Origin of the sequence: Rhizobium sp. H4, from assembly GCF_003013335.1 — a bacterium.
Taxonomy (GTDB): Bacteria; Pseudomonadota; Alphaproteobacteria; order Rhizobiales; family Rhizobiaceae; genus Rhizobium; species Rhizobium sophoriradicis.
Map to the genome: position 1 here is coordinate 228,350 of NZ_PSOW01000009.1, position 14,932 is coordinate 243,281.

Here is a 14,932-nt window from a genome sequence, read left to right on the forward strand (position 1 = left end):
TCACGGCGACGGTCCCGTGAGGAAGATCGTCGCCAGCGGCGGCAGCGTCAGCGACAGAGAGACCGGTCGTCCGTGGGCGGGGATGGGTTCGGTCGAGAGTGCACCGTTGACAAGGCCGGAGCCGCCATATTCCCGCGCATCCGTCGTGATCCGCTCGATCCACAGGCCGTCCTGCGGAACGCCGATCCTGTAGCCGTAACGCGGCACCGGCGTGAAATTCGATAGGACAAGCACGGATGAGGAGCGGTCCTTGGCATAACGGAGCATGCCGAGAACGGAATTGACGGCGTCATCGGCTGTCGCCCATTCGAAGCCCTCGGGATGAAAATCGCCGAACTGCAATGCCGGCTCGTCACCGTAAATGGCGTTCAGATCCTTGACCAAACGCTGAATGCCGACATGCGCCGGCCGGTCCAGCACCTCCCAGCTCACCGAAGCGTCGTGGTTCCATTCGCCCGGCTGGGCGACTTCACTTCCCATGAACAACAGCTTCTTGCCGGGATGGCCCCACATGAAGGCGAGATAACTACGCAGATTGGCGAATTTCTGCCATTCGTCTCCCGGCATCTTCGTCAGCAGCGAGCCTTTCCCGTAGACCACCTCGTCATGGGATATCGGCAGCATGAAACGCTCGGAATAGGCATAGATCATGCCGAAGGTCATCGTGCCGTGGTGATAGCTCCGGTAGACGGGATCCTTCTCAATATAACTCAGGCTGTCGTGCATCCAGCCCATGTTCCATTTGATATCGAATCCGAGCCCGCCCTCCTCCGGCGGTTTGGTCACACCCGGCCAGGCCGTCGATTCCTCGGCGATGGTCATGGCGTGCGGGCAACGCTCGTGAATGATACTGTTGAGGTGCTTGAAGAACTCCACCGCCTCCAGGTTCTCGCGCCCGCCATACCGGTTGGGAATCCATTCGCCCTCGTTGCGGCTATAGTCGCGATAAAGCATCGAGGCGACGGCATCGACGCGCAATCCGTCGACGTGGTAGCGCTCGAGCCATTCGAGCGCGCTGGCGATCAGGAAGCCTTTCACCTCGTTGCGGCCGAGATTGTAGATCAGCGTGTTCCAGTCGCGGTGAAACCCTTCGCGGGGATCCTCGTGCTCGTAGAGCGCGCTGCCGTCGAAACGGGCAAGGCCCCAGACATCCGTGGGAAAATGGGCCGGCACCCAATCGAGGATGACACCAATGCCGGCGCCGTGACAGCGATCGACGAAATAGGCGAAATCCTCCGGCGTCCCGTGGCGGCCAGTCGGCGCGAATAGGCCGAGCGGCTGGTAGCCCCACGAGCCGCCGAACGGATGCTCCATGATCGGCAGCAATTCGATATGGGTAAACCCCATGTCGCGGACATAGGGAACAAGCCGCTGGCTGAGCTCGGCCCAATCGAGATAGCTGTTGCCGTCCTGCCGGTCGCGAAGCCAGGAGCCGGCGTGCACCTCGTATACGGAGATCGCGCCTTCGAGCCTCGCTTGCCGGTCGCGGCCTTTCATCCAACCGTCATCGGTCCATCGGAACGGCGTCGACGACGCAACGATCGAGGCGGTAGATGGGGCGGCCTCGCTTGCCCGTGCCACCGGATCGGCCTTCTGCGGCAGGCAATTGCCATGCGCGTCGACGATCTCGAATTTATATCTTTCGCCGGGGGCCAGCCGGGGAACGAATAGCTCCCATACCCCGGCCGATTGCCTCAACCGCATCGGGTTTCGCCGGCCGTCCCAGGCATTGAAATCGCCGACGACGGAGACCCGGCGGGCATTCGGCGCCCAGACGGCGAAACGAACGCCCGCGACGCCGTCGACCGACATTGCCACCGCGCCGAGCGTCCGGCTCAGACTATAATGGGTGCCTTCGGATATCAGATGAAGATCGAGCTCTCCCAGCAGAAGACCGAAGCTATAGGGATCCTCGGTGAGCTGCTCACCATCCGGCCATTGGATCCGCAGCCTGTATCCCATTCTCGAAGCCGTGGCAGCCGCAAACAGGCCGGACGGGTGAGCGATGCTGAAAGGCGTCACCACCCTGCCGCTTGATGCTTCGATGAGATCGACCGCCTCTGCTCCGGGCAGATAGACGCGCACGACCATCATGCCGCCGCTCTCGTGCGGGCCGAGGATCGAGAAGGGATCGCCATGGCGCCCTTCGATCAGGGCCCAGAGCGCGTCGTGCCCGATGCCTGCGAGAAGTTCCGAGCGTTCAACATTCATGCATTGACCCCCGCTAAGCGCGATACGATTTCGGTAAGGCCGGCGAGCGGGATCGGCAGCCACTTCGGCCTGTTGCGGGCTTCATAGGCGATTTCATAGGCGGCCTTTTCCAGAAGAAAGGCATCCAGCACCCGCCTGCGTTGTTCGGCCGGCATGGCAAGCTCCTTCGAGGCGGAGACGGCCTGCCAATAGGCCTCGAGGAAGGCCGCCTCGGCATTGCGTCCGAAACGGGCAATGGCATCGCGGCGGACCTCGTTCTCATGTTCTGTCACCGCGTCATTATCGAGCTGGGCGGTGGCGACGAGATAGCTGAGCGAGCGCAAAAGCCCGGCGACATCGCGCAGGGGAACCGTCTTGGCCCGGCGCTCGGCGAGATTTTTCGCGGGCTCGCCTTCGAAGTCGATGATGACGGCATCGCCTTCGCTGACCAGGATCTGGCCGAGATGGAAATCGCCATGCGTCCGCGTCATCAGCGTGCCGCGGGCGCTTTCGGCAAGGCTCGCGCCAAGCTCGACGAGTTCGGAGCGGCGCTCGAGAAGCGGAGCGGCGAACAGATCCACCGCGGGATCGGCATTCTCCTCGCGTTCGGCAAGCTTTGACATGGCAAAAGCGACCTCGCCCGCCACGGCCTTCTTGATCGCCTCCACCTCATCGTCGCCGGCAACAACAGGGCTGAACGCGGCATCCGCGTTCTCGCCGGCGAGCACCACATGCAATTCGCCCAATCTCATGCCGACCATGGCGACGAAGCTGATCAGCGGCCGGAAGACATCGTCGCCGGGCTCGACCGCCGGATCGGCCAGCACGAGTTCGTCGGCTGCGCGCCGCAGATTGTTCAGCATCCAGTTCCACGCGTCGCCCTGGTTGCGGATAGCACCCTGGACAATGATCAGGGTCGAGCGGCGCCCGCTGGAATCCGTGTGCGCGACTTCGCCGAGCAGCGGCGCGGTGTGATCGTAGCCGGCGCGGGTCAAAAACCGCGTCATCTCCACCTCGGGATGGATGCCGGGGAAAATGTGCCGGATCAGTTTGATCATCGCAATGTCGCCGACGATGAGCGAACTGTTGGATTGTTCGGCCGAAAGCCAGTGGACCGGCATGTCATCGGTGATCTGAAGGCGGTCGAGCCTTTCCGTGCCGAGGAATTCCAGGGTGCCGGTGCGCCCGGTAGTACGCGAGCGGTCGGCAAGCCCGCGCAGGATGCCGCGCGCCATCCGCTCCACGGCAAATCCATCCGTCAGGAATCCGACCCGCCTGCCCTGCCGGACACGCCCGAGCGCAAGCTGCTGAGTCAGCGCCGATGGCTGCGCATCGTCCCAGGCGACGGTCAGCGGCAACTGGTAGGATTCGGTATGATCCGGCAGCACCGCTTCCAATTCGCCGAGAACGACCCCATCGGCGAAGGGTATCGGCGTTGCGGAGATCAGCCTCGCCGCCTGAAGCGGCTGATCCTTGGCTCCGAACCAGCGCCGTCTTTTGAGATAGGCCGGCAGAATTTCGCTGCTCAAGACACGGGCATGCGCAGGTTCGTCAACGAGATCGAGCAGCCCGCGGCGCAGGACCATCGTCATGAAATCAGGTAGCTGCTCGGGCGGCGCGGTACGCCAAGCCGGCGGATCGGCATCGGCCTCCAGCTGAAACCAGAAGAAGCCGTAGGGGGGCAAGGTCAGGAGATAGGTCAACTGCCCGATCGGCGGAAAGGGCGACATGCCGGTCAGCTCGATCGGCACGCGGCCTTCGAAGGCCGAAAGGTCGAGCTCGACCGCCTGGGGCAGCCGCGAGAGGTTTGCGACACACATCAGCGTCTCGCCGTCATATTCCCTGAGGTAAGCGAGGATCTTGCGGTTCTCGGGCGAGAGGAAGCGTAGCGAACCGCGCCCGAAGGCGGGATGCCGGCCGCGCAGCGACAGCATCTTGCGCGTCCAGTTGAGCAGCGAATGCGCATCCGTGCTCTGCGCCTCGACGTTGACCGCCTCGAAGCCGTAAAGCGGATCGGCGATCAGCGGCAGGACGAGGCGCGCCGGATCGGTGCGGGAGAAGCCGCCGTTGCGGTCCGGTGACCATTGCATCGGCGTCCGCACCCCGTCCCGGTCACCGAGATAGATATTGTCGCCCATGCCGATCTCGTCGCCGTAATAGATGACAGGCGTCCCCGGCATCGACAGAAGAAGCGCGTTCATCAGCTCGATGCGGCGGCGGTCGCGCTCCATCAGCGGCGCCAGGCGCCGCCTGATGCCGAGATTGATGCGGGCCCGCTTATCGGAGGCATAGGTTTCCCAGAGATAGTCGCGCTCCGCATCCGTCACCATTTCGAGTGTCAGTTCGTCGTGATTGCGCAGGAAGATCGCCCACTGGCAATTCTCCGGAATCTCAGGCGTCTGGCGCAGGATATCGGTGATCGGGAACCGATCCTCCTTGGCGATCGCCATATACATGCGCGGCATCAGCGGGAAGTGGAAAGCCATGTGGCATTCGTCGCCGTCGCCGAAATATTCGCGTGTGTCCTCCGGCCACTGGTTGGCTTCGGCAAGCAGCATCACGCCGGGATGCGTAGCATCGAGGGCGGCGCGGATGCGCTTGAGGATCCCGTGGGTTTCCGGCAGGTTTTCGTTGATCGTCCCCTCACGCTCGACGAGATAGGGGATGGCGTCAAGACGAAAACCGTCGATGCCGGTCTCCAGCCAGAAGCGCATCACCTTCAGCAGTTCCTCCATGACAAGCGGGCTGTCGAAGTTGAGGTCCGGCTGGTGGGAATAGAAGCGGTGCCAGTAATAGGCGCCGGCAACCGCATCCCATGTCCAATTCGATTTTTCGGTGTCGATGAAGATGATGCGCGTTTCCGGAAATTTCTGATCGGTATCCGACCAGACATAGAAATCCCGCTCGGGTGAACCCGCCGGAGCCTGGCGGGCGCGCTGGAACCAGGGATGCTGGTCGGAGGTGTGGTTGATGACGAGCTCGATGATGACGCGGATATTGCGCTGGTGGGCGGCGTCGACGAAGGCCCGGAAATCCTCCAGTGTCCCATAGTCGGAGCTGACATTGCCGTAATCGGCGATGTCATAGCCGTCGTCGCGGCGCGGCGAGGGAAAGAAGGGCAGCAGCCAGATGGCGTTGACGCCGAGCGCAGCGATATGATCGAGCTTGGCGTGCAGACCGGCAAAATCGCCGACGCCATCACCATTGGCGTCGTAGAACGACTTGATATGCAGCTGGTAGATGATCGCATCCTTGTACCAGAGCAGCGGCTCGGTGTTGCCGGGGTTCATCGTGTCCATTCATGCCTCCGCTGCGCGAACGCGCCAGATCGCAAAGGGCAGAATCTGAGGATTGAGACTGATAGTCTGCCGTTTGCCGTTCCACCTGAAACGATGCCCGCCGACCAGATCCTCGACGTCGAGCGCGCCGCTGTCCCCGAGTGACCATTTCCAGAGCGGCAGCTCCACGTCGCTTTGCTGGAAATTATGGGGGTCGAGGCTGATCGCGATCAGCAAAACATTGTCGCGCGCGCGGCTCGCCTTTTCGAAAAACAGGATATTGTCGTTCCAGGCGTTCAGCAGCGTCAGCCCGAGATGCGAATGCAGCGCGATGTTTTCGTTGCGGATGCGGTTGAGCATCCTGATTTCGGCAATGATGTTGCCCGGCCGGTCGTAGTCCCAGGCGCGGATTTCGTATTTCTCGCTGTCGGCATATTCCTTGCGCTTGGCGTCGGGGCGCCCCTCGCAAAGTTCGAAACCGTTGTAGACGCCCCACAATCCGGAAAGAGTAGCGGCGAGTGCGGCGCGGATCAGGAAGGCCGGGCGCGGCGCGTTCTGCAGAAAATCCGGGTTGATGTCGTGGGTGTTGACGAAGAAGTGCGGCCGGAAGAATTCCTTCGGCGCCGTCTCGGTCAGCTCGCGCATATATTGCTCAAGCTCCCACTTGGCGTTGCGCCAGGTGAAATAGGTATAGGACTGGGAGAAGCCGATCTTCGCCAGCCGGTACATCACCTTCGGCTTGGTGAAGGCTTCCGACAGGAAGACGACATCGGGATGGCGCGCCCTGATATCGCCGATCAGCCATTCCCAGAACGGAAAGGGCTTGGTGTGCGGATTGTCGACACGAAACAGCTTGACGCCCTGGTCGACCCAGAGCTGGACGATATCCCTCAGCTCCACCCATAGGGAAGGCAAGGCGTCTTTCGTGTAGAAATCGACATTGACGATATCCTCGTATTTCTTCGGTGGGTTCTCGGCATATTTGATCGTGCCGTCGGGGCGCCAGTCGAACCACCCGGGATGCTCCGTCAACCAGGGATGATCCGGCGAGGCCTGGATGGCGAGGTCCAGCGCAATCTCCAGCCCGTGCCGGCTCGCCTCCTCGACCAGCCGGCCGAAATCCTCGAAATCGCCGAGCTCGGGATGGATGGCGTCGTGGCCGCCCTCTTCCGAGCCGATGGCATAGGGGCTTCCGGGATCGCCGGGTGCGGCCTTCAGGCTGTTGTTGCGCCCCTTGCGGTTGGTCGAGCCGATCGGGTGAATGGGCGGGAAGTAGAGCACGTCGAAGCCCATGCCGCGGATGTCAGGCAGTCTCGGAATAACATCGTCGAAGGTGCCGTGCCGGTTGGGATCGCCGCTCTGCGAACGCGGGAAGATCTGGTACCAGCTGGCGAAGGCCGCTTCCTTACGTTCCGCATCGACAGCGCTTGCCGTTGAGCGAAGCCGGAACGGCCGCCTGTCGGCCCTGTTCATCAGCTCGGATGTCTCGGGAGCGAGCAGGATCGTCGTGCGCTCGCGATCGGACGCGTTTTCGAGACTGTCGATCAGAGCCTGCAAGTCGGCGCCGAGCGCTGCCGGCGCTTGCGCCTGCGCGGCGCGAACGAGGTTCAGCCCCTCCTGGAGCTCCAGCTTCAGGTCCAGTCTCGCATCGTTCTTCTTGGTCAGCTCGTAACGGAAGACCGCGAACGGGTTCCTCCAAGCCTCGACCGCGAATTCGTAGCGGCCCATGCGCTCCAGCAGGAATTCGGCCCGCCAGCGGTCGTTCTCGACCAGTTGCATCGGCGTCTCGTTCCACTCCGCCATGGCGTCATGCGGCCGCCAGAGCAGGACAGCTGCGAGCGGATCGTGACCGTCGGCAAATATATCGGCCTCGACGGTGACGCTCTCACCGACGATGCGTTTGACGGGAAACCGCCCGTCATCGACCCGCGGCATGATGTTTTCAATGGCAAGCCGCGGCGACGCCGTCGCCTGCTCGACGTCGAAGGCCGGCCTCGATGTGATCGGCTCCGGCGCCTTGCCTTCTATCACCCGGGTCTCCCCTGCCCGCAGGCGAAGGGTCGCGCCATCGGCAGTGACGGGAAGAAAACCGGAGGCGGCCTCGCGAAGCGCCGTCACCGGCGCAGGCGCGCTTCGCCTGAGGTCCCGGTTGAGCAGGATGAAGCGCACATCTGACGCGCTGCGAAGATCCTGCGCCTCGGATTGAACAAGCACCGAAACCGGCCCATTGGCATTGCGGATCAAGCGAAGCGAGGGAGCCCGCGCCTGGCCGGCCTTGCCGATCCCGCTGTTGGCGAGCCGGATCTCGGATGAGATATCAAAGGCGAGATCATGACGCAGCCTGCGCAGGCCCGAGCCATCGCCATGGGTCGGATCAAGCGGTGTCGCCGCACCATATTCGAAACCCATGGGAATCATGAGGCCGCCGCCGAGCGAGGCGGCAAGCCGCAGCGCTCGGACGGCGCGCCGCTCGAGAATTTCACGGCTCTCGGTTCCATGCGCAATACGCCTGGCGAAGGGCGGCTCGGGAAAGGCAACCTGCCAGCCGAGCGGCTCTTGGATACGATGCTCCTCGACGAACCACCTCTCGTCGAGATCCCACCAGGCCATCGATGAAAAACACCCATCGAAACCCGCACCGGCAATGGCGCTTCTCACCGCAAAGTCGGTGCCGGGCGTCCAGGCGAAGAATTGCGCTTCCGCCCTCTCGCGCACACCCGCGATCAGCGATTTGAAAAAGGCCGGCGCCGCCCGGTCGATCCCGAGAACCCGATAGCCGGAAGGACCGGCGCCGGACAGACGCCGCAGCCGTTCGGTCCATTCCGCCAGAAGCTGCGACTGCCGCTCCGCTCCCATCATGGTCATTGGCTCCGCCGGATCGAGCGGCGAGCGCCGGGGATCAACGGGACGAAAACCTGCTTGCGGGTCACGCGCCTTCCCATCGAGCATCAGATCCATCATCAAGCCGACGCCACTCTTGCCGGCAGCCTCCGCCAGCCGCGATACTCCATCCGCGACTGCGCTTCCGAGCTGCAGCTCAGGATCTAGGCGATCAAAGTCTTGCGAGGAAAAGACGCTGCATTGCTTGCCCCGGTCGAAAAGGGGAGCCGTCAGCACATGGTCGAAACCCGTATCGGCCGCATGGTCGAAAACCTCGCGCCATGCATCGATACCCTGGAGAAGTAGCGGATTGACATAATAGATCCTGGGTGGGGTGCTCACCGCACCCTGCTTCGCAGATAACAACATCGGCCGCCGCCTCGAGTTTGCTTTTCAGGCAAACTTCCTTTGGCGGAGGTTGTTCCACGCGACCCGTCAATTTACGGCTGCATGGGACATCGCAGTCGGCTTGCGTGCTATGTCTCGCTTCCTGGAGCATCGACACCGATCGCTCGACATCAGACAAGCACGGCCTCTTCGAAATCCGCGAGGAGGCCAGACGCTTTATCTCGCAGGAAAACGCCAAAGAGCAGTGGGATTTGTTGGAACCTAATGCGAAAGTGCTGGTCCTCGCTGCGGACGCAATGGACCCCGAAAAGCCTTGGTCGCTCCACCCAGCGAAATCGTGATATGCGCAGCCGCCGTGCCGAATGGCATGATGAGGCGGTGGGATGTGCATGTGGCGGTGGAGCGGAAGCCTGCCCGTCCGTAGAGGAAGCAGGTAACATTTGTGATATCAATCGAATTCTCGCGATTTTACAAAGGCGACCAGACGTGAACCCACAGGTGGAACTAAGCTCCTATCCCGGACTCGACGAGCGGATTGTGATCGTCCGGGCGGGAGACGAAGTGGATGCTGTGTTTGTCAGGACCAAAAGGTTCAATGTCATGATCGATACGCTCGGCACGCCCGAGCTGTGCCGGAGAGCGCTGGATCTGCTTGAGCAAAGACCCGAGGCGCGCCCACTGGTCGTTGTCAATTCGCATATGGATTGGGATCATTTCTGGGGAAATGCCGCCATTGCAGGGCGTGCTCCCATCATCGCGCATGCCGCAGCCCTCGACCGCCTGCGCGACCCAGCGACACGGCAGGTCCTGACTGATAAGGCGAGCGAGGAATCGCGGTTTCGCGATGTGGAGATCATCGGCCCCGACATCACTTTCTCCGGCTCGATGGTTCTGAACGGCGGCGATCTGACGCTCGAACTCATCCATACTCCGGGACACACGCCCGACCATATCGCCGTCTGGATTCCCGAATTGCGCATCTGCCTCGCCGTCGACGCAGTGGAATATCCCATTCCTGAGGTCTGGAGCAGAAGTGCAGATGATCTTCGCCTGATCCGCTCCTCGCTCGAGCGTATCCGTGACCTTGATGCGAGGCTGGTCATCCCTGCACATGGCAGGACGTCCTCCCCTTCGACGGTCGCTGAAAACCTGGCCTATTTCGAAACTTTGGCCGATCGCGTCGGTCGTTTGAGCGGGAGCCGGCTCGCGGACCCGGAACTCGGCAGCGCAAGTGGGTTCAGGCTGGAAGACTTCGTCGCCATTCCCCAGGACATGCCCTCGGCGACTTTGGCGTTCTACCGGAGCTGCCATGAGACAAATCTGGGCGCCACGATTGAGGCTCATGGCGAGGGGAGGCCATGACGTGAAACAGTTGGAGGGCGGACGGACCGGGCAGATCTGGCGCGACGGCGATAGCGTGATCAGACCATCAGGCGCATGGACGCCGACGGTGCATCGGTTTTTGCGCCATCTCAGGAATAGAGGCTTCCGGGCAGCGCCGGAGCCCATCGCGATATCAGCCGAAGGCGACGAAGTCGTCAGCTACGTCACCGGGCGCGTCTGCGAAGACCTCAGCGATCCCTTTGTCGGATCGGAGAGCATGCTGATATCGGCAGCGAGGCTTCTGCGCGGGTTTCATTCGGCCTCTGAAGGTTTTCTGGAAGCGGATGGCGAGATCAAAGCATGGATGCTGCCGCCGCAGGAGCCGCGGGAGATCGTCTGCCACGCTGACTTTGCGCCTTATAACGTCGCCACCGTAGATCACGAGGCTGTCGGGATCATCGACTTCGACACCGCCCACCCCGCTCCGCGCCTGTGGGATCTCGCCTATGCGGTCTATCGCTGGGCGCCTCTCTCCGATCCCGCCAATCCGGCTGTTGCATTCAGTCTCGACGAGCAGTTGCGGCGGGCGGAAATCTTCTGCACCGCCTATGGAGCGACGGCGGAAGAACGGCGCCTGCTTCCGGAGATGATCTGCAGGCGGCTTCAAGCTCTCGTCGACTTCATGCTGGCAAGTGCGGCTGCCGGAGACGAAGCCTTCGCCGAGGATGTCTCGGCGGGAGACGCACGCCTCTATCTGAACGACATCGGTTATGTCGGCATGAACCGGGATCGGCTTTTGAAAGCGCTGTCCTGACTAAAGCGTGTCGCGATTTTTCAGATTCGCTCGTTGTGCTTTAGCTCTTTATCTTCTCGCATGTCGTTGCCGCAAAACCGCTGCACACTTTTGCGCGACATGCTTTAAAGCCACTTCCGCCTGCGGAAGAAGGTGAAAAGGCTGAGGCAAAGGACACCGATGACGCCGAGCACGACGAAATAGCCGTATTGGAACTTCAGTTCCGGCATATCGTCGAAATTCATCCCGTAAATGCCGGCGATCGCCGTGGGGACGGCGAGGATCGCCACCCAGGCGGCGAGTTTGCGGGCAATCGCCGTCTGCTCCGTCTGGCCGATCATCACGCTCGCCTCGAAGGCGAAGGCGAGGACCTCACGCAACGCGTCGATATCCTCCTGGACCCGACGCACGTGATCCGTCACATCGCGAAACAGCGACTGCAGCGTCGGATCCATGCCGGGAAGGTCGATGTGCTCGTATCGCCGGCAGACATCCACCAGCGGCACCACGGCGTTGCGCAGCCGCAAGAGCTTGCGACGCAAGAGGTACAGCCGTTCGATGTCGGACTTTCCCAGCTGTTCGCGCAGCACCAGATCTTCGAGTTTCTCGACCTCCTCCTGCACGACCTCGATGACGGGCATGTAGTTGTCGACGATGAAATCGAGGATGGAATAAAGGATGTAGTTCTCGCCATGGGCAAGCGCGGCAGGCGTCGCCTCGCATCGCTGCCTGACTGCCAGATAGGAAGAGGACTCTCCATGGCGAACGGAAACGACATAGCCGCGGCCGACGAACAGATGCGTTTCGCCGAAGATGATCTCGCCATCCTTCATATGGGCGGTGCGGGCGACGATGAACATCGCGTCCCCGTAAATCTCCAGCTTCGGGCGCTGATGGGGCTGCGCCGCATCCTCGATCGCCAGCGGATGGAGATTGAACTCGGCCTGCACCTGGTGCAGCAGCACTTCGTCCGGCTCATGCAGGCCGATCCAGACGATGGCGTTCTCCCGGCTGCGCCATTCGCCGGCTTCTTCTATTCTGATGTCGCGAATGCGCTGCCCGTGCTGGTATACGGCGGCAGCCACCACGCCCCGCCGCTCATGCCGCGGCGAGTCAGAGCCGTTGCCGGCCTGCGACGAAACACTGTCTGGATCCTTCAACCGTTCCAAATCCTGCCGTCCTCCATTTCCAGGAATAGCACCGCTATCCCAGCCTCCTCGCCGATCCGCATCGCGGCGATCATAATGCTATTTCACTAAACATGCATCCGCCTTGGTGGAAGCCGCGCAGGCGCAGGACGGCATCATGTGTCCGTCGAGATATCGTCCCAGTCCTGATCCATGTAGCCGATCAGCCAGTTGAAGGCGTAGTGGCGTTCGTAAACGACGCCCTTGTCCAATCCGGCGGGCGGTTCCTCTCCCTTCAGCCGGGCGTTCACGACAGCCCAATCATAGCGGTAGATCAGGTCGGCAGCGTCGAGCAGCTCCTTCTGCGGGCGCAGCCTGGCGCGGCGCATCAGCCCATCCGTCCCCAGCTCCCTGAGCGTGTTTGCGATGAACGGAACATCGCAAATATGGTCGGGACGTTCGAGCTCCGGCGCAATCCCGAGCGCCCATAACATGACGTGGACGCCCTCGTAGCGCCAAGCGAAATTCACCCGGTCCTGCTCCGATGGGTTGGGATCGTCCATGAATGCCCGTTCCTTCGGAGTAAAAAATTGTGCCGCGTCGAACTGCCGGATGAGCGTCTGGCCCATGGCGTGGTCGCCGGTCTCACCTTTGACGGCAACGATTACAAGCGCGATGGCGCGCTGAACGACAACCTTCCTATCGCGCCGGGTGCTGCCGCTCTCCGTTTCGACGGCCGGCAGATGATCGATGGTCGGCACGCCTTCGGACTGAAGCTGGGCGATAGACCGGGCTTTGCGGGCCTGCGCCTCGTCAGGGGTTTGAGAAACGGCTGTCTGCACCGGAAGGGTCAATGCAAGAAGGACTGAAAATATGCGCTTCATCATGACTGGCTCCTGTCATCGCTGACGATTATGGATAGGCATTTTCCTGTCTGAGCGGGATCATGAACACGCAAGGCGCGGCAAGTTTCCGGAAAACTGGTAAACGGCCTTGTTACCTCTCGGAACACATCGTTAAATTCTTTTCGTTACAAAGAGATCTCATCAAGCCGGTATGACGCCGGGACCGTTCGATGGGGACTTTTAATGCGTCGTCCAAACATTAAATCGAGTTTGCTGTTGATTTTCAGCGGCATAGCTCTTCTTTTCGGTCTCGTCGCCTATCTTGCGGTCGATGGTCTCCGAAACACGAACGGCTCCACCGAGGAAATTGCAAACCATTGGCTGCCGAGCGTGCAGGCTTCGCAGGCGATCAATCTCGCCATGTCGAATTTGCGCCTCGCCTATCGTGATCACATCATCGCGCAGACGGATGCGGAAAAGAAGACACGCGAAGAGGCCATCAATGTCGCCGAGGATACGGTCGGCAAATCGGTGGACGCTTATCTTCAGCTGGCGTCATCCGACCATGAGCGCGAGCTGATCAAGACGATCAAGGAGAGCGTCGGGGGCTACATCGCCAGCAGTTCGCAGCTGCTCGCCCTTTCCCGCGCCAACAAGACCGAAGAAGCCGGGCAATATCTGGGCGGCGAGATGCGCTCCTATTCGGACAAGCTCAAGGAAGCGACGTCGAGCCTGGTCGAGCTTGATGTCAGCGGCAGCAACAAGGCTGCCGAACTCAGTAAGGAAACCTTCGCCTCGATAGAATTCTACCTTCTTGCCGCGATCGGACTTGCGGGATTGCTCGTTCTCGGCGCCGTCGCCTTCGTGCTGAAGAGCATCGCCAACCCGATCGCCGGCATCACCGTCTCGATGCGGCGCCTAGCCGAGGGGGACACCGGCTCGGAAATTCCCTTTGCCGACCGCGCCGATGAGGTCGGCTCGATGGCTGCGGCAGTAGAGATCTTCCGCCAAGCGGCGATTACGAACAAGCGGCTGGCGCTGGACGCCGAAGAAAACCGTAACAAGGCGGAGGCCGATCGCGTTGCCGCCCAAAAGCAGGCGGAAGAAGACGCTTCGGAGCGGCTGCGCATTGCCACCTCGGGTCTTGCCGCCGGTTTGAAGCGGCTCGCCGCGGGCGACCTCGCCTTCCAGCTCAACGAGGCCTTCGCTCCCGATTTCGAGGCGCTGCGCCACGACTTCAACCAGTCGGTAGCACAGCTCGGCGCGACGCTGAGAGCAATTTCCGAAAGCATCGGCACGATCGACGAAGGCACGCGAGAAATTTCTTCCGGCGCCAGCGATCTTTCCAAGCGCACGGAGCAGCAGGCAGCCTCGCTCGAGGAGACGGCCGCCGCGCTGGAACAGATCACCGCCAACGTGTCGAATTCCAGCAAGCGGACCGAGGAGACGCGCACGGTCGCCACAGAAGCAAATCGCAGCGCCGGGATCTCCGCAGAAGTCGTCTCCCATGCAGAGGAAGCGATGGAACGCATCGAGACCTCGTCGCAGCAGATTTCCAACATTATCAGCGTCATCGACGAAATCGCATTCCAGACCAACCTTCTGGCCCTGAATGCCGGCGTGGAAGCGGCGAGAGCCGGCGAAGCGGGCAAGGGCTTTGCCGTCGTCGCCCAGGAAGTGCGCGAACTCGCGCAGCGCTCCGCGAGTGCTGCCAAGGAAATCAAGGGCCTGATCCAGAATTCCTCGAAAGAGGTGGAGAGCGGCGTGAAGCTGGTGCGCGATACCGGTCAGGCTTTGAAGACCATCGGCGGCTTCATCACTCAGATCAACCAGCACATGGATTCGATTGCCACGTCTGCGAAAGAACAGTCGATCGGCCTCAGCGAAGTCAACGTCGCGGTCAACCAGATGGATCAGACCACCCAACAGAACGCGACGATGGTGCAGCAGTCGACGGCGGCATCGGACTCGCTTGCGCAGGAAGCCCAGAAGCTTCGCGAGCTTGTCGCCCAGTTCAGGCTAGACGATACGGCCTCCGGCCAATCCACCACCCTTCGCGCGACGGCGAGATCCATGGCCCAACCCGCCGGCCGCCCTGCCATCCATGCGGTTGCCGCACGCCGCTGAACGAACGTCTGCAGGAAATCC

At 61.7% G+C, this 14,932-nt stretch carries 8 protein-coding genes and 1 pseudogene; 4 read left to right on the plus strand and 5 right to left on the minus strand.

The genetic code is table 11. The features are described 5' to 3' along the window. From glgB to C4N04_RS16245, 3 genes are read right to left on the minus strand one after another with little or no spacing between them, the layout of a single operon-like run. Window positions 1-2,211 (minus strand): 1,4-alpha-glucan branching protein GlgB, encoded by a 2,211-nt coding sequence (gene glgB, locus C4N04_RS16235; RefSeq protein WP_106796517.1) that lies wholly within the window; start codon window positions 2,209-2,211, stop codon window positions 1-3. Then, window positions 2,208-5,489 (minus strand): maltose alpha-D-glucosyltransferase, encoded by a 3,282-nt coding sequence (treS, locus tag C4N04_RS16240; protein WP_106796518.1) that lies wholly within the window; start codon window positions 5,487-5,489, stop codon window positions 2,208-2,210. The genes glgB and treS overlap by 4 nt, the downstream gene beginning before the upstream one ends. Continuing rightward, entirely contained in the window at window positions 5,490-8,717 is a 3,228-nt protein-coding gene (locus C4N04_RS16245) for an alpha-1,4-glucan--maltose-1-phosphate maltosyltransferase (RefSeq protein ID WP_106796519.1), read from the minus strand. A 77-nt stretch (window positions 8,718-8,794) separates the two neighbouring features. Between C4N04_RS16245 and C4N04_RS32175 the strand changes: the two are divergent. The 3 genes and pseudogenes from C4N04_RS32175 (at window position 8,795) to C4N04_RS16260 (ending at window position 10,833) form a co-directional block, all read left to right on the plus strand. After that, window positions 8,795-9,120: pseudogene (locus tag C4N04_RS32175) on the plus strand (hypothetical protein). Between the two features lie 62 nt (window positions 9,121-9,182). After that, window positions 9,183-10,058 carry an MBL fold metallo-hydrolase gene (locus C4N04_RS16255; RefSeq protein ID WP_077989109.1) on the plus strand — a complete coding sequence of 292 codons (876 nt, stop codon included), beginning with the start codon at window positions 9,183-9,185 and terminating at the stop codon, window positions 10,056-10,058. 1 nt (window position 10,059) lies between these two features. Then, complete coding sequence (locus C4N04_RS16260) at window positions 10,060-10,833, plus strand: aminoglycoside phosphotransferase family protein (protein WP_009994434.1); 774 nt, start codon at window positions 10,060-10,062, stop codon at window positions 10,831-10,833. A 104-nt stretch (window positions 10,834-10,937) separates the two neighbouring features. Here C4N04_RS16260 and C4N04_RS16265 read toward each other — a convergent pair whose 3' ends face one another. Both C4N04_RS16265 and C4N04_RS16270 read right to left on the minus strand, forming a co-directional pair. Then, window positions 10,938-11,981 carry a magnesium and cobalt transport protein CorA gene (locus tag C4N04_RS16265; protein WP_106796520.1) on the minus strand — a complete coding sequence of 348 codons (1,044 nt, stop codon included), beginning with the start codon at window positions 11,979-11,981 and terminating at the stop codon, window positions 10,938-10,940. A gap of 134 nt (window positions 11,982-12,115) precedes the next feature. Continuing rightward, complete coding sequence (locus tag C4N04_RS16270; protein WP_106796521.1) at window positions 12,116-12,826, minus strand: DUF4272 domain-containing protein; 711 nt, start codon at window positions 12,824-12,826, stop codon at window positions 12,116-12,118. A 201-nt stretch (window positions 12,827-13,027) separates the two neighbouring features. Between C4N04_RS16270 and C4N04_RS16275 the strand changes: the two genes are divergently transcribed. After that, window positions 13,028-14,911: a HAMP domain-containing methyl-accepting chemotaxis protein gene (locus C4N04_RS16275; protein ID WP_077989106.1), complete on the plus strand. Its 1,884-nt coding sequence runs from the start codon at window positions 13,028-13,030 to the stop codon at window positions 14,909-14,911. Window positions 14,912-14,932 lie beyond the last annotated feature (21 nt).

Bases quoted from the DNA above. Each gene is read 5' to 3' on its own strand.
- glgB (WP_106796517.1), bottom strand. From the start codon at position 2,211: ATGAATGTTGAACGCTCGGAACTTCTCGCAGGCATCGGGCACGACGCG.
- treS (WP_106796518.1), bottom strand. From the start codon at position 5,489: ATGGACACGATGAACCCCGGCAACACCGAGCCGCTGCTCTGGTACAAG.
- C4N04_RS16245 (WP_106796519.1), bottom strand. From the start codon at position 8,717: ATGTTGTTATCTGCGAAGCAGGGTGCGGTGAGCACCCCACCCAGGATC.
- C4N04_RS16270 (WP_106796521.1), bottom strand. From the start codon at position 12,826: ATGATGAAGCGCATATTTTCAGTCCTTCTTGCATTGACCCTTCCGGTG.
- C4N04_RS16275 (WP_077989106.1), top strand. From the start codon at position 13,028: ATGCGTCGTCCAAACATTAAATCGAGTTTGCTGTTGATTTTCAGCGGC.